The organism is Streptomyces sp. NPDC030840 (assembly GCF_055572015.1).
Map to the genome: position 1 here is coordinate 222,697 of NZ_JBVIEE010000003.1, position 16,943 is coordinate 239,639.

Genomic DNA, 16,943 nt, shown 5'->3' on the forward strand with positions numbered 1-16,943 from the left:
ATTCACAAGCAATTATGCCCCATGGCCATTCCTCGCTGGAGGGGTGGGGGGTCCCCTTGACTGGCCCGATGGACCCCTGGCCAAAAAAGGTCTCTCCGCCTATGCGGTCACGGCGCCGCCACGCCCCACCACCCCACACCACCACGTCCGTCCCACGGCCTGGAAGGCCGAGCGGTCTCCGGAGGCGACCGACCCTCGCGGCCCACCGGAGCCCGCAGGACCTACATGTCCTTGCGGACCGACTCCGTCGTCTTCAGGAAGATGTCGTTCGCCTCGGGTTCGCCGATCGTCACGCGAACGCCCTCACCGGGGAACGGCCTGATGACGACGCCGGCCTGCTCGCACACCGCGGCGAATTCGGCCGTGCGGTCCCCCAGGCGCAGCCACACGAAGTTCGCCTGCGTCTCCGGCACCGTCCAGCCCTGCGCCCGCAGGCCCTCGGTGACCCGCGTGCGCTCGCAGACCAGCGAGCCGACGCGTCCGAGGAGTTCGTCCTCCGCGCGGAGCGAGGCGATGGCCGCCTCCTGTGCGAGCTGGCTCACTCCGAACGGCACGGCGGTCTTGCGCAGGGCGGCCGCCACCGGCTCGTGGGCGATCGCGAATCCCACACGGAGCCCGGCGAGGCCGTACGCCTTGGAGAAGGTCCGCAGCACACAGACGTTGGGCCGCTCACGGTAGAACTCGACCCCGTCCGGGACCTCGCTGTCGCGGATGAACTCCCGATACGCCTCGTCCAGCACCACCAGCACGTCGCCCGGCACCCGGTCGAGGAAGCGCTCGAGCTCGGCCCGGCGCACTACGGTGCCCGTCGGGTTGTTCGGGTTGCAGACGAAGATCAGCCGCGTCCGGTCGGTGACGGCGTCCGCCATCGCGTCCAGGTCGTGCACCTCACCCGGCGTCAGCGGGACCTGCACGGACGCGGCCCCGCTGATCTGCGTGATGATCGGATACGCCTCGAAGGACCGCCAGGCGTAGATCACCTCGTCGCCGGGGCCGGAGGTCGCCTGGATCAGCTGCTGGGCCACGCCGACCGAGCCCGTGCCCGTGGACAGGTGGGAGACCGGCACTGCGAAGCGGTCCGACAGCTCGTTCACCAGGGCCGTGCACATCATGTCCGGGTACCGGTTGAAGGACCCGGCCGCCGCGGTCACTGTCTCCAGCACGCTGGGCAGCGGCGGGTAGGGGTTCTCGTTGGAGGACAGCTTGTACGCCACGGGGCCACCCGCCGCGGCAGCCCTGCCGGGCTTGTAGGTGGGGATTCCCTCCAGCTCGGCTCGCAGCTTGGGGCTCGTCTCGCTCACCGCAGTCCTCCTCGTCGACACCTCGTGCCCCTCACCTTATGAGGAGGGGGCGCCGCTGCGAACGGCCTGTGGACAACCCCCTGACGTCCCCGTCTCTCATGTCCCCTCGGTCACGCATGCCCCAGGAGCATCACCGTACGAAGGCGTACGAAACGGGGGGCGCGCCACTCACCGTCGCACGCGCCGGTGGCTCGCGCCGTGGCGCGCATCCCCCGTGAAGGTGAGTTGAGACCTCTTCGAGACATGAGCTACTTGGCAGGCCCATGCGCGCCGACAAGTCACCTACTGATATTGGTGAGGTCAAGTCCCTTGTATTCCAAGGCATTTGATGGAGACTGACCTTGCAGAAACGTGCCTGTCAACGTGTGCATATGCGTCCGCACTACCCCACCGCATGAGCCCTACTATCGGCTCGCCATGACAGCAGCAGGGAAGCACCAGGTGAGCCGGGCAAAGACTCCCCGCCGGGGCAACCGGCCTGGCCGGGCGGGCATCAGAGACGTGGCCGCAGCAGCCGGGGTCTCCATCACGACCGTCTCCGACGCCCTCAACGGCAAGGGCCGGCTCCCGGACGCCACCCGACGCCATGTCCGTGAGGTCGCCGACCGGCTGGGCTACCGCCCGTCGGCCGCGGCCCGGACACTTCGTACCGGCAAGTCGGGGCTGATCGGCCTGACCGTGACCACCTACGGGGATGAACCTTTCACCTTCACCGAGTTCGCGTACTTCGCGGAAATGGCGCGAGCCGCCACCTCGGCCGCGCTCGCCCGGGGCTACGCCCTGGTCATCCTCCCCGCGACCTCACGCCACGACGTCTGGTCGAACGTGGCCCTGGACGGCACCGTGGTCATCGATCCCTCCGACCAGGATCCCGTGGTCAGCGAGCTGGTCCGTCAGGGGCTGCCGGTCGTCTCCGACGGCCGCCCCGCCGGATCGCTCCCGGTCACCGCGTGGGTCGACAACGATCACGAGGCCGCCGTCCTGGGCATCCTCGACCACCTGGCCGACGCCGGCGCCCGCCGGATCGGCCTTCTGACGGGGACCACGACGGACACGTACACCCATCTGTCCACCACCGCGTACCTGCACTGGTGCGAGCGCGTCGGACAGGATCCCGTGTACGAGGCCTACCCGGCACACGACCCGTGCGCCGGAGCCGTGGCCGCCGACCGGCTGCTGGCCCGCCCCGACCGCCCGGACGCCGTCTACGGTCTCTTCGACCCGAACGGCACCGACCTGCTGGCCGCGGCCCGGCGGTACGGCCTGCGTGTCCCCGACGACCTGCTGCTCGTCTGCTGCAGCGAGTCGACCGTGTACGCCAGCACCGAGCCGCCCATCACCACGCTCTCCCTCAAGCCGCGCCGGATCGGCACGGCTGTGGTCCAGCTCCTCATCGACGCGATCGAAGGAGTGGAGGGCGACCATCCAGTCGAACAGGTGATACCGACGGAGCTGATCGTGCGGACCTCTTCCGAGCGACGTTCGCCGCGCACGACGGTCAGCCCACCCCGGTCACCCGAGGAGGGATGAGCACCGAACGAGGATCCGGTGAGGGCCCTTCGGGGATCCGATGAGGAGTTGGGCGGGAGAAGCCCCGCCCAATTCGGGAGAAATCCGTGGTGAAACGGGGTCCAGCGCCATTTCACCACCCCTGGGTCATCACATGGCGCGATCCGCATTCCTATGATGGGCGCACGACACCGCGGGCCGCCACGACCAGGCAGTCCGATCCGGTGCAGATGCGGGCGATGGTGGTGGAGGGGTCGATGACTCAGGGGGCCGGTCAGGGACCCGAGGTGCGGACGCCGACGGCGCGCGACTTCCGCGTGCCCGCGTACGTCCACGAGGCCGGTCCGTACGCGCACAGCACGCACCCCGGCGACGTGGCCCCACCACTCGACCAGTCCGAGGGCTACCCCGACGGGTACACGCCGACCCAGCGCGACCTCCCCGTGATCAACCGCGGTGACACCGTTCTGGTCTCCGTCGATCCCGAGGCCGTGGAGGCCGGCCAGCCCGTGACCGGGCCGGGCCCCCTGTACGTCGTCGGGGATGTGCACGGCTACCTCGACCAACTGGTCGCCGCGCTCCAGGCGAAGGGTCTCGTGGACGCCGCGGGCAACTGGTCCGCGGGCACCGCGCGGCTGTGGTTCCTGGGCGACTTCACCGACCGGGGCCCGGACGGCATCGGGGTGATCGACCTCGTGATGCGGCTGTCCGCCGAGGCGGCGGCGGCCGGCGGCTACTGCAAGGCCCTCATGGGCAACCACGAGCTGCTGCTGCTCGGCGCCAAGCGGTTCGGCGACACGCCCGTCAACTCCGGCGCGGGCACCGCCACCTTCCAGGCGGCCTGGCTGCTCAACGGCGGCCAGAAGACCGACATGGACCGCCTCCAGGACCACCATCTGCAGTGGATGGCCCGTCTGGACGCCATGGAGCAGGTCGACGGCCACCTGCTGGTGCACTCCGACACCACCGCCTATCTCGACTACGGCGACTCCATCGAGGCGGTCAACGACACCATCCGCGAGACCATCGCCCGCAACGACGCGGACGAGGTCTGGGACCTCTTCCGCAAGTTCACCAAGCGCTTCGCCTTCCGCGACGAGGGCGGCGCCGACGCCGTCCGCTCCCTCCTCGACGTCTACGGCGGCACGCGGATCGTTCACGGCCACAGCCCCATCCCGTACCTCCTGGGCGAGGTCGGCTCGGAGGACGGCGAGGACGAGTCGGGCCCCGTCGTCGACGGACCGCACCTCTATGCCGACGGTCTGGCCATCGCCATGGACGGTGGAGTGACCATGGCCGGAAAGCTGCTGGTCCAGCAACTGCCGCTGATTGGCTGAACGTACTCGGGGCAGGCGTCCTGTCACCGAGGAACGTCGACGGACTGTGCTGGCCAGGGGTCATTTTCTTCAAACCCCCTGTCACCGCCTGCCTTCATCGCTCTACCATCGGCTTATCCGTAGCAGGCTCCCCTCCGTTTCTGCCCGACGGCTCGTCAGCATGCCGAGCCCCAGCCCTACGGAGCATCGGGGGATGCACATGAACAGCGTTCCGCAGCACCTGCTGAGCGAGGACCGCCAGGATTTCGAGCGGCTCCTCGGCGAGGCGCTGCGCTCCGCACCACACCATCCGGAACTCGCCGCTGTCGGTCAGCGGCTCAACGCGGAACAGCTGCGCACCATGGCGCTCAACGCCACCGCGCTCATCGCGGCCGCCGCAGCAACCGAATACCAGTACTACGTGAAGGTCCGCGAGGAACTGCGCCATCCGGCGTCGTCCACCCCGCCGTCCCGCGAAGGCACCTCCGGCTCGGCCGAGCCGGGCGGCGCCGCGGTGGGGCTCGCGACCACCATGGGAGAAGTGACCGAGACGGCCGGGGCGGGCGCCGGAGCCGTCGTCGCCGTCCTCGCTCCCGTCCTCGCCGGCACCGCCGCGGCGATCTTCCTGCTCGTGGGGTACGTCCTGAAGGTGCTCGACCCCGAGCCGGGCATCGCCCAGACCCTCACGACGACCGGGTGGATCTTCGGGGCCGTCACGGCAGCGGCCATCCTCGTGGCCGCGGTCGGCCTCCTCCTCGCCGCCCTGCGCAACGGCGCCACCTCGCTGGACGCCGAGGCCCAGGGCGAGTTGAACGAAGAGGTGGCCCGGGCGAGGAAAGCCTGGCTCGAGGCCCTGCTGGAGCGCGGCATCCTGCCGTTCCTCCGCGAGGCCCTCACCGACCCGGGCTCCGCCGTCATGGGCCGTACGGTCCCGTCACCCCCGCCCAGCCGCATCCCGCACCTGGGCTACAACCGGCCGGGCTTCAGCAGCCCCGACGGCGGCCCCGCCGCGGGCCCTCGCCCCAGTTTCTCCAGCCCGGACTTCACGAGCCCGGACTTCGGAGGACCGGAGCACCAGCCGGAGTGACGCGCCGGGGACCGGGCCGCCGCCAAGCCGGAGCCACACTCCGGCCCCGGCGGCCGCCCCGGAGCGTTGCTCCGGCCTGTCGGCCGAGACCGACAGGCCGGCCGGCCACCGCGTGGAGCCACCCGAGCTGCGCAGGAGGCTCTCCTGGTCCGCCGCTCAGTCAGCGATCGGCAGGTACACCCGGTTCCCACTCGCCGCGAACTCCTTGGACTTCTGCACCATGCCTGCCTCGATCTCGGCCTGGGACCCACCGTGTTCTCGACGGATGTCCTGGGAGATCTTCATCGAGCAGAACTTCGGCCCGCACATGGAGCAGAAGTGGGCCGTCTTGGCGGGTTCCGCGGGAAGCGTCTCGTCGTGGAACTCGCGGGCGGTGTCGGGGTCGAGGGCGAGGTTGAACTGGTCCTCCCAGCGGAACTCGAAGCGGGCGTCCGACAGCGCGTCGTCCCACTCCTGTGCGCCAGGGTGTCCCTTGGCGAGGTCCGCCGCATGCGCCGCGATCTTGTAGGTGATGACGCCTGTCTTCACGTCGTCACGATTGGGCAGGCCCAAATGCTCCTTGGGCGTGACGTAGCAGAGCATCGCCGTGCCCCACCACGCGATCATCGCGGCACCTATGCCTGAGGTGATGTGGTCGTACGCCGGTGCGACGTCGGTGGTCAGCGGGCCGAGGGTATAGAACGGAGCCTCATCGCAGATCTCCTGCTGAAGGTCGATGTTCTCCTTGATCTTGTGCATCGGGACATGTCCCGGGCCCTCGATCATGGTCTGTACGTTGAAACGCTTGGCGATCCGGTTGAGTTCCCCGAGCGTGCGGAGTTCCGCGAACTGCGCCTCGTCGTTGGCGTCCGCGATCGAGCCGGGCCTGAGTCCGTCGCCGAGCGAGTACGTGACGTCGTACGCGGCGAGGATTTCGCACAGTTCCTCGAAGTTCTCGTACAGGAACGATTCCTTGTGGTGCGCCAGGCACCACGCCGCCATGATCGAGCCGCCGCGCGAGACGATGCCGGTCTTGCGGTTCGCCGTCAGCGGAACGTAGGGGAGGCGCACGCCCGCGTGGACCGTCATGTAGTCCACGCCCTGCTCGGCCTGCTCGATGACCGTGTCCTTGTAGATCTCCCAGGTCAGTTCCTCGGCCCTGCCGTCGACCTTCTCCAGTGCCTGATAGAGCGGCACGGTGCCGATGGGCACAGGGGAGTTGCGCAGCACCCACTCGCGCGTGGTGTGGATGTTGCGCCCCGTGGACAGGTCCATGACCGTGTCGGCGCCCCAGCGGGTCGCCCAGGTCATCTTCTCGACCTCCTCCTCGATGGAGGACGTGACCGCCGAGTTGCCGATGTTGGCGTTGACCTTCACGAGGAACCGCTTGCCGATGATCATCGGCTCGATCTCGGGGTGGTTCACGTTGGCCGGCAGTACCGCCCTGCCCGCCGCGATCTCCTCGCGGACGACCTCGGGCGAGACGTTCTCCCGGATCGCCACGAACTCCATCTCAGGCGTGATCTCGCCGCGCCGCGCATAGGCGAGCTGTGTCACGGCCTTGCCGTCACGACTCCGGCGCGGTTGCCTCGGCCGCCCAGGGAAGACCGCGTCGAGGTTGCGCAGCCCGCCGCGCGGGGACGTGTGCTTGATCCCGCCGTCCTCGGGCCGGACAGGGCGGCCCGCGTACTCCTCGGTGTCTCCGCGAGCGATGATCCAGCTCTCGCGGAGAGGGGGTAGCCCGCGGCGGACGTCGGTGTCGACGCTCGGATCGGTGTACGGGCCGGAGGTGTCGTACAGGGTGACCGACTGCCCGTTGGTGAGGTGTACTTGCCGGACCGGCACCCGCAGGTCGGGACGCGCTCCCCCGACATACGCCTTGTGCCAGCCGATGGACTTCCCGGCCTCTTGCGGCTCTTCGCCCGCAGATGCGGCGGACGAGCCGTTCATCTGCTGGGAGGCAGGCGTGCGTGTGTCCTTGTTGGTCATGAGACCTACTCCCTACGCCGGCATTACCCGGTAACAGGTTCAGCGGTCGACGCAGCGGTTTCCGCCCGGCGATGTTCCACGTGAAACATCGCGTCTGCGGAGGTCAGCGCCCTCTCAGCCCGGTGCTCCGAGCTCCCGCGTGTGCAAAGGTGCCTCCACGCTAGCGTCCAATGTGGCGCGGTGAACAGTGGGCCCCCGCGGTTCTTGCGATGATCGGTCGGTGACCACGATGCGACAGCCCCCACTCCCGCCCTCGGAACCCCCACACGGACACGGTCCCGGCTACGGCCAAGGACACGGCGCCGGGGGCGGCCACGGAGGTCCCGGTGGCGGGCATGGATCCGGTGGCGGCTGGGGTCCCGGCGGAGGCGGCGGGCCTGGTGACGGCCAGGACCCCGGTGACAATCACGATCCCCACGACGGGCAGGGGCGTGGCCACGGCCCGGGTTCCGGCACGAGCCACGGGCACTCCCACAGCCACAGCCACGGCCCCGCCACCCCCGTCTCCCAGCACCTGCGCAAGGTCATCGCCGCGGTGCTGATCCCCTTCGCCACGGCGGTCGTCGTGGGCCTGGTCGTGCTCTGGCCAGGGGGCGCCCCACCGCACGAGCGCACCGGCGTCGGCTTCGACCGGCAGACCCAGCAGGCAACGGTCACCAAGGTCGTGGAGGTTGACTGCAAGTCCGTGAACGCCTCGGGGGAGACGCCGACCGGCGACACGTCGACCGCCGAGGGCTCCTCCGCCCAGCAGCAGGCGAACGGCACCTGCAAGAAGGCGACGATCAGGGTCGACACCGGCAAGGACAAGGGCCGCACGTTCACGGAGATCGTCCAGCCGGACCAGTCACGGCAGTTGGAGCAGGGCCAGGAGGTCGTGGTCGCGTACGAGCCCTCGGCGCCCAAGGACCTGCAGTACTCCGTCACCGACGTGAACCGGAAGTTCCCGATGGCGTTGCTCGCCGGAATCTTCGCGCTCGCCGTCGTGCTGGTGGGCCGCATGCGCGGTGTCATGGCGCTGGTCGCCCTGACCATCAGCTTCCTGGTGCTGACCTTCTTCATCCTGCCCGCCATCCTGCAGGGCTCGAACCCGCTGGTCGTGGCGGTGGTCGGAGCGAGCGCCATCATGCTGATCGCGCTCTACATGTGTCACGGTCTCTCCGCCCGCACCTCGGTCGCCGTGCTCGGCACCCTGGTTTCGCTGCTGCTGATCGGAGTGCTCGGCTCGCAGTTCATCGGATGGGCCTCACTCACCGGCAACACGGACGACAACACGGGCCTGATCCACGGCCTCTACCCGTCGATCGACATGAGTGGTCTGCTGCTCGCGGGCGTCATCATCGGTTCGCTCGGTGTGCTTGACGACGTGACGGTGACGCAGACCTCGGCGGTCTGGGAACTGCATGACGCCAATCCCTCGATGGGCTGGCGCGGCCTGTACCGCGCCGGCATCCGCATCGGCCGCGACCACATCGCCTCCGTCGTCAACACACTCGTCCTCGCCTACGCGGGTGCCGCGCTGCCCCTGCTGCTGCTCTTCTCGATCGCGCAGAGCAGCGTCGGCACGGTCGCCAACAGCGAACTTGTCGCCGAGGAGATCGTTCGTACGCTCGTCGGCTCGATCGGCCTCGTGGCCTCGGTTCCGGTGACCACGGCCCTGGCCGCGCTGGTGGTCTCGGCCGATCGCCCGGGTGATGAGCCGGCAGCGGCAGCCGCGCCCGCCCGCGCGGGGAGGGGCCGCCGCCGCAAGCGGTGACACGGGCGTACGGAAGTGCGGCAGCGCTCACGCAGAAGCGTTACGGCACCCCCTGGGCGCGCGGCGCGCGGCTCAGCCCGCGCTCTGCTCCTCCGCGAGAATGCGGTCCAGCGCCTCGTCGAGGTGTGTCTCGAAGTCGGCGAGGGAACGCTCCTGCCCCAGTGGCACCAGTTTGTCCGTACGGTCCAGGAAGGCCACGAGCGGTGCCGTCCCGGAGCGGAACAGCGCCTGGTCACAGCCCACCTGAAGTCGGATCAGCACCTCTCCGAACGACTCCGGATCGGCGGGCGCGATGTGTACGTCACCATCACCGCACGGCCGCCCCACGCCGTCGACCAGCAGCTCCCGCCCGAAGGCCCAGGTAACGGGGGCATCTCCGGGGAGATGGAAGGTCAGCCGTACGGCATAGGGATCACACGTCTCGTAGCGCAGCTCCACCGGGATCCGGAAGGAGAGCTCATCCGAGACGAGGAAGCTCATCATGACCTCTGCCTGTACTGACTCGCGCATTCGCCTACCTCGTCAGTTGCCGTCGACTGGCCGGGAATCAGCCCTGACACTGTCCCGCAGTTTGCTGAAAGTACACGGGAGATCACAAGGAGTGATTTTTCAGATGCTGATAGAGAGCGCGAGTGTTCCCAGCAGCCTTCCGATCTCGTCCTGCAACTGCTGCGCCGCGGGCAGCAGTCGATCGGCCTGGTGGGACGGCAGGGAGATGGCCATGGTCGCGGCGGTCGTTCCGAGCGTGAGGGGGATCGCGGCGCAGACCGTACCCAACGCGTACTCCTGGCGCTCGACGACCGGTTCCATCCGGCCGATCCGGTTGAGGCGCCGCAACAGGGTCTGCTCGTCACGCACCGTGTAGGGAGTGAGCGCCCGCACGGGATAGCGAGCGAGGTGGTCGCGCCGTGCCTCCTCGCTCAGCTGGGACAGCAGACACTGTCCGATTGCGTGCGCGTGCCCGGTCTCGCGGAAGTCGGCCCACTCCTCGACCGCTGGGTTTCCCGGGCTGTCGGCGACGCACATCACCTCGATCTCGCCCTCGCGGTAGATCGCGTAGTACACGGGCACGCCGATGGTGTCCCGCCAGTGCGCGAGGACGTCGCTCACCGTGCTGCGACGTTTCTGCTGCGCCCCGCTGCTGCTCAGCCTCTCGGCCGCCTCACCGAGGAAGAACAGCCCCTTGTCCCGGCGGAGATAGCCCTCGTGCGTCAGCGTGCGGAGCAGGTGATACGCCGTGGGCAGCGCGAGTCCTGCGTCCCGGGCCAGCTGCTTGGCGGGGGCCCCGTGCTGACGTGCGGCCACGGCCTCCAGCAGTCGCATCGCACGCTGCACCGAGCCGATGAGGGTCGTGGGATGCGACTCCGCGGCCGCTTCCGCAGCCGACGCCGAGGTCGACACCGGAGGCGGCTTCGGGGCCGGAACACGCACCACGGGTGCCGTCCCGACGCGCGACGAACGCGGCTCTGCCGGTCGAACGGGGGGCTCCCCGGGTGACGAACGAGGCTGCACGGGGGGAGCCGGGGCCCTGGTGGGTGTCGTGGGTCGGGTCAGCGGTTCCGCGGGTGCGGTGTCAGCCGTGGCCAAGGGTCACTCCCGAAGCGCGAGGAGGGCCGCCCGTGCGAGGGAACACGGGAGGGATGTGCGCCGCCCGCGGGGTCGCCCCCGCAGCGAGTTCCGGACTTTAACGGCCCGTCACCACCCGCAGACGGTCGCGCTGGGAAACTTCCCTCCCCCGAGGGAACCTCGGGTTCCTGTAGGCACCTCGCCCGTTACCGGCCGCTCACCCGGTTCGTGTCACTCGGGGCCGCGTGCTGACGCGTCACCAGTCACTGCGCGACGACGACCCCGCCATGAACTTCCGGACGACGTAGATCAGCCCGCCGACCAGTGCGACGAACACCAGCACCTTGAAGAGCAGCGCCACGACGACCTGCAGCACGCTCAGTATCACGCCGCCGAACACGACCAAGGCGATGATCGGCACCGCGACCCACTTCACCCACCACGGCAACCCCGCGAAGATCTCCCGCATCGCCCTTGTCCTTACGTGTCTCCACCCGTGACCCCGTGTTCGGGGCCTGCGTCCGGGTTCTCTGTGTCCTGCCTTCGATGCTAGGGCGGCGCAGGGCGGGTGCGGGGGTCTCGCGCCCCTTGTCCGTCCCTGATCGTTCCCCTAGGGAACCCTGAGGCCCGGCTCAGCTCTCGGGTGGAGAGAACACCACCATGACCCGCAGGTCCTCGGTGATGTGATGGAACTTGTGGGCGACCCCGGCGGGCACGTACACGACACTGCCACGCGCCACCTGTGTCGTCTCCATACCGACCGTGAGCGAGGCGCGGCCGCTCACGACGAAGTAGACCTCGTCCTGCTTGTGCGGGTTCTGTGGGTCGTGCTCGCCGGCATTGAGCGCGTACAGACCGACCGACATGTTGCGCTCACGCAGAAACTGCAGGTAAGCCCCGTCATGGGCGGCGCGTTCCGCCTCCAGTTCGTCCAGCCGGAATGCCTTCATCGTCCTTGTCCGCCCCTGCCCCGGTCCTCGTGTCCGATCTCGTCTGCCACGATCAGACACATGAAGAATTTCGTAGTCAAGACGATCGCCAACGCGGGTGCCCTCGCGGTCGCCGTATGGCTCCTCGACAAGATCACTCTGACCGGTGACAGCACGGGCAAGAAGGTCGGGACGCTCCTGCTCGTCGCACTCGTATTCGGCCTCGTCAACGTCGTGGTCAAGCCGATAGTCAAGCTGCTGACCTTCCCCTTGTTCATACTGACACTCGGCTTGTTCACGCTGGTGGTCAACGCACTGATGTTGTTGCTGACCTCGTGGCTGGCCGACACACTCGACCTGAGCTTCCATGTGGAGGGCTTCTGGACCGCGGTCCTGGGTGGCCTGGTCATCTCGGTCGTCGCCTGGGCGCTCCACGTCGTCCTCCCCGACGAGGACTGAGCACCGGTTATGACCTACCGCGTCTGTTTTGTCTGCACTGGCAACATCTGCCGTTCCCCGATGGCCGAGTCCGTTTTCCGCGCGCGCGTGGAGGAGGCCGGACTCGGTGGCCAGGTCGAGGTCGACAGTGCGGGCACGGGCGGCTGGCACGAGGGCGACGGCGCCGACCCGCGGACCGTCTCGGTCCTCGAGGTGAACGGTTACGGCAGCGAGCACACCGCCCGCCAGTTCCAGGACTCCTGGTTCGCCCGCCTCGACCTCGTGATCGCCCTCGACTCCGGCCATCTGAGGGCCCTGCGCCGTCTCGCGCCCACCGCGGAGGACGCCGCCAAGGTCCGGCTCCTGCGCTCGTACGACCCCGCCGCGGGCGACGACCTCGACGTACCCGACCCGTACTACGGAGGCATGGACCGCTTCGAGGAGTGCCTCGAGATGGTGGAGGCAGCGAGCCCCGGCCTGCTCGCCGCCGTGCGGGAACAGGTGGAAGGACGGGCGGCATGACCGATTCGGCGGCGTTCGGTGACGGCACACGCGCCGTGCGGGCGGGACTGCCCGAGCCCGTCAAGCACGAGCCCAGCGTGCCGGGGCCGGTCTTCGCCGCTCACTACCACCTGCCGGGCGACGCGACGGGCCCGTACACCTACGGCCGCGACGAGAACCCCACCTGGACGCTCCTGGAGCGTGCCATCGCCGAGCTGGAGGCTCCGGGACGGGACAGCGCCGAGACGCTCGTCTTCTCCTCCGGCATGGCGGCCATCTCCGCCGTTCTCCTCTCGCAGCTCCGCGCCGGTGACGTCGCCGTGCTGCCGAGCGACGGCTACCAGGCAATGCCGCTGGTCATTGAGCAGATGCGGGCGTACGGCATCGAGGTGCGCACCGCGCCGACGGCCGGCGACGCGCAGCTCGATGCCCTCGACGGCGCGAAGCTGCTGTGGATCGAGACGCCGTCGAACCCGGGGCTCGACGTGTGCGACGTCCGGCGGCTCGCCGAGGCGGCCCATGGGCGCGGGTGTCTTGTCGCCGTCGACAACACACTGGCGACCCCTCTCGGGCAGCGGCCGCTGGAGCTGGGCGCCGACTTCGCCGTGGCCAGCGGCACCAAGCAGCTCACCGGGCACGGCGACCTCCTGCTGGGGTACGTGGTGGCCCGCGACGCCGGCCTGATGACTGCTGTACGGCGCTGGCGCAAGATCGCCGGGGCGATTCCGGGGCCGATGGAGGCCTGGCTCGCCCACCGTTCGCTCGCGACGCTGCACCTGCGCGCCGACCGGCAGTGCGCCAACGCCCTGGCCGTCGCCGAGGCGCTCAAGGGCCGGCCGGAGGTGACCGGCCTGCGCCACCCGGGACTGCCCGACGATCCCGCGCACGAGGTCGCCTCCCAACAGATGCGGCGCTACGGGTGTGTGGTGTCGTTCTCGCTTCCCACGCGCGCGCGTGCCGACCGCTTCCTGGGCGCCCTGCGCCTGGTGGACGAGGCCACGAGCTTCGGCGGAGTACGGTCCACCGCCGAGCGGCGCGGTCGCTGGGGCGGGGACGCCGTTCCGGAGGGCTTCATCCGGTTCTCGGTGGGCGTCGAGGACACCCACGACCTGGTGGCCGATGTGCTGCGCGCGCTCGACGAGTCGGCGGGGTGAGTCGGCAGTTGTTACCAACTAGTACCCCACTCTGCGCAGCGGACGGTCCGAGCCTCCCCCCTCGTGGCTCGGACCGTCCCGGTTCTGCGCGCGAAGAACCGCGCCAACAAGGCTAGTTGACTCTGTGTCAGTGTCCAATCACAGTAGCGACAGAGACCTATCGACTTATTTATAGTTGGGCGCTCCGGGGAGGGGAGGGGAGGGGAGGATCATGGACTTGGCCCTGCTGCGCACGTTCGTCACCGTGCACCGGGCCGGCTCCTTCACCCGCGCCGCCGCGCTGCTCGGTCTCTCTCAGCCGGCCGTCACGTCGCAGATCCGTACGCTGGAGCGGCAGCTGGGCCGCCCTCTGTTCCTGCGTCAGGCGCGGGGCGTGACACCCACGACCATAGGCGACGAGCTCGCCCACAAGGCGGCCCCTCATCTCGACGCCCTGGTCGAGATCGCCGAGACGGGGCTGGACGAGGACTCCTCCTTACGCACGCTGCATCTCGCCGGCCCACCGGAGTTCACGGCCGAGCGCGCCCTGCCCGCCCTTGCCGAGCTGACCGGGGACCACGGGCAGGGTTTTGCGTTGCGGGCCTCGTTCGGGAACGCCGAGGAGACGCTGGAGGGACTTGCCGCCGGACATCATGATCTGGCCATCACCACGGCCCGGCCCCGGGGCACTTTGCTCACCTCGACTCCGCTCTGCGACGAGGAGCACGTTTTGATCGCGGATCCGCGCTGGGCTTCCCGCGTCAGCGCGGCCCGGTTCCGCCGCAAGGGCGCTCGTGCCCTGGAGAACCTCCCCGTGGTCGAGGTGCACGAGTCGCTGCCCTTCGTCACCCGCTACTGGGCCTCCGTCTTCGACTCCCGGCCCGCCGCCTCGGGCACTGTCATCGTGCCCGACCTCCGCGCGGTCCTCGCCTGTGCCGCCACCGGCGCGGGGCTGGCCGTACTGCCCCGCTATCTGTGCGCCTCCGCCCTGGAACGTGGTGACGTCGTGGCGCTCCTCGAGCCCGCGGTGCCCCCGCTGCGTACGTACTTTCTGGTGGTCCGGACGGGAACGCTGGCCATGGGGCACATCGCGCGGGCGCACGAGCAGCTGCTGCGGACGGCCTCGGGCTGGTCATAGCGCGACCGGCATGCGGGCCCAGTCCTTCTCTCATGGATCGTCCGGCCCTTCTTTTCCGGGCCCGTGCGATGTTTCACGTGGAACCAGCCGGGCCACATTTCTCCCATGACCGTCCGACCCGTGGTCAAGCGCACCGCCCGCGCCATCCTGCTCGATGGCGACGACCTGATCCTGATCAAGCGGACCAAGCCTGGCGTCGATCCCTACTGGCTCACACCGGGTGGCGGGGTCGAGCCGGAGGACACCACCGTCGTCGACGCGCTCCATCGCGAGGTGGACGAAGAACTCGGTGCCAAGATCACCGATGTGGTGCCCTGCTTCGTGGACACCGTCGAGCACATCGGCGAGGACGGCGGCGCGACCGGTGTGAAGGTCCAGCACTTCTTCGTCTGCCGTCTTGAGTCCATGGACACCTCCCAGCGGCACGGTCCCGAGGTCGACGCACCGCAGGGCGAGTACGAGATCGTTCGTGTGCCGTTCACCCGGGTGGGCATCGCGTCCGTCCACCTCGTACCGCTGTCCCTGCGGCACTACCTCGACGGGAACATCGAGGGCGTACGGGCGATGCACGCGCCCGACCTGGGCTGATCCTGGCTCCGGGCTGGGGCCGACGAGTCTCAGTCCCCTGCCGCGACCAGTTCCTCCACCGAGTCGTGCCGTATGCGGTTCCACGGAATGCCGATGTCCTTCAGCGTCTCCACGCCGCTGCGGATCATGCCGGGCGGACCCGAGAGGTACGCGTCGTACTCGTTCCACGGCCCGTACTCGCGTACGGCGTCGGTGAGCCGCAGCAGCCCGTGCCGGTCCACCACTGCGCGGATCTCCAGCCATGAGTGGCTCTGCGACAGCCGCAGCAGCGTGTCGATGTCGTACAGGTCGTGATCGGTACGGGCGCCGTAGAACACTTCGACGGGACGCCGTTCACCGTGCTCCGCGACGTCCTCGATCAGCGCCTTGATGGGCGCTATACCGGTGCCACCCCCCAGGCACAGCAGTCCGCTGTCGGTGGTGTGGTCGACAGTCATCGAACCCGCCGGTGGCCCGAGCCGGACGACATCGCCGGGGCGAGCACGGTGCACCAGCGCATTGGACACCCAGCCTGCCGGGATCGCCTTCACGTGGAACGACAGCAGGCCGTCGGAGCGGGGCGCCGAAGCGAACGAGTAGTGCCGCCATATCCGCGGCCACCAGGGCGTCTCCAGGCTCGTGTACTGCCCGGCGAGGAAGGGGTACGGCTGGTCGGGCCGGACGGTGATGACCGCGATGTCCGGCGTTCTGAGATCGTGCGAGACGACCTCGGCCATCCACCAGGGTGGGGACCGCAGCTCGTCCGCGGCCGCCGCATCGATCATGACCTGGGAGATCGTCGTGTACGCCCGCACCCAGGCCGCCTCGGTCTCGTCGTCCCAGACGGGCTCGGCGAACCGGCTCAGCGCCCCGATGAGGCACTCGCCGACAGCCGGATAGTGCTCGGGTCGAGTGCCGTACTTGCGGTGCCCCCGGCCGAGACCCTGGAGGTAGTCGACCAGAACCGCGGTGTTGTCGATGTGCTCGGCCGCGGTCAGCAGCGCCTTGAGCAGGCGGTCGCGCTGCGTGTCCATGGCCGCCGGGAAGAGTGAGCGCAGCTCGGGGTGGCGCACGAAGAGCATGGCGTAGAAGTACGAGGTGACCTTGTCGGCGATCGGGCCGACCTCCGCCATGGTGCGGCGGATGAGCACGGCGTCGGGGGAGGCCTGGGAAGCGGAGACGGCGCGCTGGGCGAGGACGCGTTCCTGCTGGAAGATCGACCCCGGCGCCGGATCCTCGGCGGGTGTCGGCGCGCCCGCGCCCGGTATTCGTTCCTCGGCGCCGTCGCTTCCGCCTGCTGCGAGACTGCCGCCGCCGGACGCGGGCTCACCCTCGGCGGGCCGGCCCACAGTGTGCAGCCCGGCCAGGCGGCTGCCTTCGCTCTGCTGTTCTCCGGTGGGTGCGGGCTGCTTACGGGGGGTGAACCAGCCGCCCACGCCGTCGCCGCCGGACGTGCCGTTGTCGGCCGACGTGGTGGTCGGAGCGTCCATGCTGTGCCTCGCCTCGAACTTCTTTCGGTCGTTCCGCGTACTCCCCTGCGGGGAGTTGCCTGCTGTCCCCCCGCAGATGGCCTTGCGTTCCCCGTTCGCTCCCAGTCGGCCAAGCGGCCACATTCAACCCGGATTTCCACTGTGTACGGACAAGTAGGCGAGAGTGTGAGATGGACCGCAGTACTCACACCGCAGCGTCCCACCGCGCACCCGGCAGCCCGGTCGGTTAACACAGAATGCGGGTCTT

At 69.3% G+C, this 16,943-nt stretch carries 16 protein-coding genes; 9 read left to right on the plus strand and 7 right to left on the minus strand.

Going from position 1 to position 16,943, the window contains the following annotated elements:
- Nucleotides 1-221: 221 nt before the first annotated feature.
- On the minus strand, nucleotides 222-1,301 hold the full coding sequence (gene hisC / locus ACZ49J_RS08285; RefSeq protein ID WP_467446711.1) for a histidinol-phosphate transaminase: 1,080 nt from the start codon (nucleotides 1,299-1,301) through the stop codon (nucleotides 222-224).
- A 417-nt stretch (nucleotides 1,302-1,718) separates the two neighbouring features.
- Between hisC and ACZ49J_RS08290 the strand changes: the two genes are divergently transcribed.
- The 3 genes from ACZ49J_RS08290 to ACZ49J_RS08300 all read left to right on the plus strand — a co-directional run bounded on the left by ACZ49J_RS08290 (nucleotide 1,719) and on the right by ACZ49J_RS08300 (nucleotide 5,213).
- The gene (locus tag ACZ49J_RS08290; RefSeq protein WP_467446712.1) at nucleotides 1,719-2,831 is read left to right on the plus strand and encodes a LacI family DNA-binding transcriptional regulator; all 1,113 of its coding nucleotides are present in this window, start codon (nucleotides 1,719-1,721) and stop codon (nucleotides 2,829-2,831) included.
- Between the two features lie 221 nt (nucleotides 2,832-3,052).
- Nucleotides 3,053-4,147, plus strand: coding sequence for a metallophosphoesterase (locus tag ACZ49J_RS08295; protein ID WP_467447189.1), 1,095 nt, complete (start codon nucleotides 3,053-3,055; stop codon nucleotides 4,145-4,147).
- A 193-nt stretch (nucleotides 4,148-4,340) separates the two neighbouring features.
- A complete protein-coding gene (locus ACZ49J_RS08300; RefSeq protein ID WP_467446713.1) occupies nucleotides 4,341-5,213 on the plus strand; it encodes a hypothetical protein in 873 nt (290 codons plus the stop codon).
- Between the two features lie 156 nt (nucleotides 5,214-5,369).
- On the opposite strand, the gene thiC is transcribed toward ACZ49J_RS08300, so the two are convergent.
- Nucleotides 5,370-7,181 carry a phosphomethylpyrimidine synthase ThiC gene (gene thiC, locus ACZ49J_RS08305; RefSeq protein ID WP_467446714.1) on the minus strand — a complete coding sequence of 604 codons (1,812 nt, stop codon included), beginning with the start codon at nucleotides 7,179-7,181 and terminating at the stop codon, nucleotides 5,370-5,372.
- Between the two features lie 220 nt (nucleotides 7,182-7,401).
- Between thiC and ACZ49J_RS08310 the strand changes: the two genes are divergently transcribed.
- On the plus strand, nucleotides 7,402-8,934 hold the full coding sequence (locus ACZ49J_RS08310; RefSeq protein ID WP_467446715.1) for a YibE/F family protein: 1,533 nt from the start codon (nucleotides 7,402-7,404) through the stop codon (nucleotides 8,932-8,934).
- Nucleotides 8,935-9,006: 72 nt separating this feature from the next.
- On the opposite strand, the gene ACZ49J_RS08315 is transcribed toward ACZ49J_RS08310, so the two are convergent.
- The 4 genes from ACZ49J_RS08315 to ACZ49J_RS08330 all read right to left on the minus strand — a co-directional run bounded on the left by ACZ49J_RS08315 (nucleotide 9,007) and on the right by ACZ49J_RS08330 (nucleotide 11,450).
- Nucleotides 9,007-9,444, minus strand: a complete 438-nt coding sequence (locus tag ACZ49J_RS08315) for an SsgA family sporulation/cell division regulator (RefSeq protein WP_467446716.1) — start codon at nucleotides 9,442-9,444, stop codon at nucleotides 9,007-9,009.
- 99 nt (nucleotides 9,445-9,543) lie between these two features.
- Nucleotides 9,544-10,335, minus strand: coding sequence for an IclR family transcriptional regulator (locus tag ACZ49J_RS08320; protein WP_467446717.1), 792 nt, complete (start codon nucleotides 10,333-10,335; stop codon nucleotides 9,544-9,546).
- 421 nt (nucleotides 10,336-10,756) lie between these two features.
- Nucleotides 10,757-10,969, minus strand: a complete 213-nt coding sequence (locus ACZ49J_RS08325; RefSeq protein ID WP_467446718.1) for a DUF5326 family protein — start codon at nucleotides 10,967-10,969, stop codon at nucleotides 10,757-10,759.
- 163 nt (nucleotides 10,970-11,132) lie between these two features.
- On the minus strand, nucleotides 11,133-11,450 hold the full coding sequence (locus ACZ49J_RS08330; RefSeq protein WP_467446719.1) for a cupin domain-containing protein: 318 nt from the start codon (nucleotides 11,448-11,450) through the stop codon (nucleotides 11,133-11,135).
- Nucleotides 11,451-11,510: 60 nt separating this feature from the next.
- On the opposite strand from ACZ49J_RS08330, the gene ACZ49J_RS08335 reads away from it, so the two are divergent.
- The 5 genes from ACZ49J_RS08335 to ACZ49J_RS08355 all read left to right on the plus strand — a co-directional run bounded on the left by ACZ49J_RS08335 (nucleotide 11,511) and on the right by ACZ49J_RS08355 (nucleotide 15,227).
- Nucleotides 11,511-11,888 (plus strand): phage holin family protein, encoded by a 378-nt coding sequence (locus ACZ49J_RS08335; protein WP_467446720.1) that lies wholly within the window; start codon nucleotides 11,511-11,513, stop codon nucleotides 11,886-11,888.
- 9 nt (nucleotides 11,889-11,897) lie between these two features.
- On the plus strand, nucleotides 11,898-12,389 hold the full coding sequence (locus tag ACZ49J_RS08340) for a low molecular weight protein-tyrosine-phosphatase (protein WP_467446721.1): 492 nt from the start codon (nucleotides 11,898-11,900) through the stop codon (nucleotides 12,387-12,389).
- A complete protein-coding gene (locus ACZ49J_RS08345) occupies nucleotides 12,386-13,522 on the plus strand; it encodes a cystathionine gamma-lyase (RefSeq protein WP_467446722.1) in 1,137 nt (378 codons plus the stop codon). Before ACZ49J_RS08340 ends, ACZ49J_RS08345 begins: the two co-directional genes overlap by 4 nt.
- A 211-nt stretch (nucleotides 13,523-13,733) precedes the next feature.
- Complete coding sequence (locus tag ACZ49J_RS08350) at nucleotides 13,734-14,639, plus strand: LysR family transcriptional regulator (protein ID WP_467446723.1); 906 nt, start codon at nucleotides 13,734-13,736, stop codon at nucleotides 14,637-14,639.
- Nucleotides 14,640-14,744: 105 nt separating this feature from the next.
- Nucleotides 14,745-15,227, plus strand: a complete 483-nt coding sequence (locus tag ACZ49J_RS08355) for an NUDIX domain-containing protein (RefSeq protein WP_467446724.1) — start codon at nucleotides 14,745-14,747, stop codon at nucleotides 15,225-15,227.
- Nucleotides 15,228-15,256: 29 nt separating this feature from the next.
- Here the strand turns inward: ACZ49J_RS08355 and ACZ49J_RS08360 are convergent, their stop codons facing one another.
- Complete coding sequence (locus tag ACZ49J_RS08360; protein WP_467446726.1) at nucleotides 15,257-16,696, minus strand: globin domain-containing protein; 1,440 nt, start codon at nucleotides 16,694-16,696, stop codon at nucleotides 15,257-15,259.
- Between the last annotated feature and the right edge of the window lie 247 nt (nucleotides 16,697-16,943).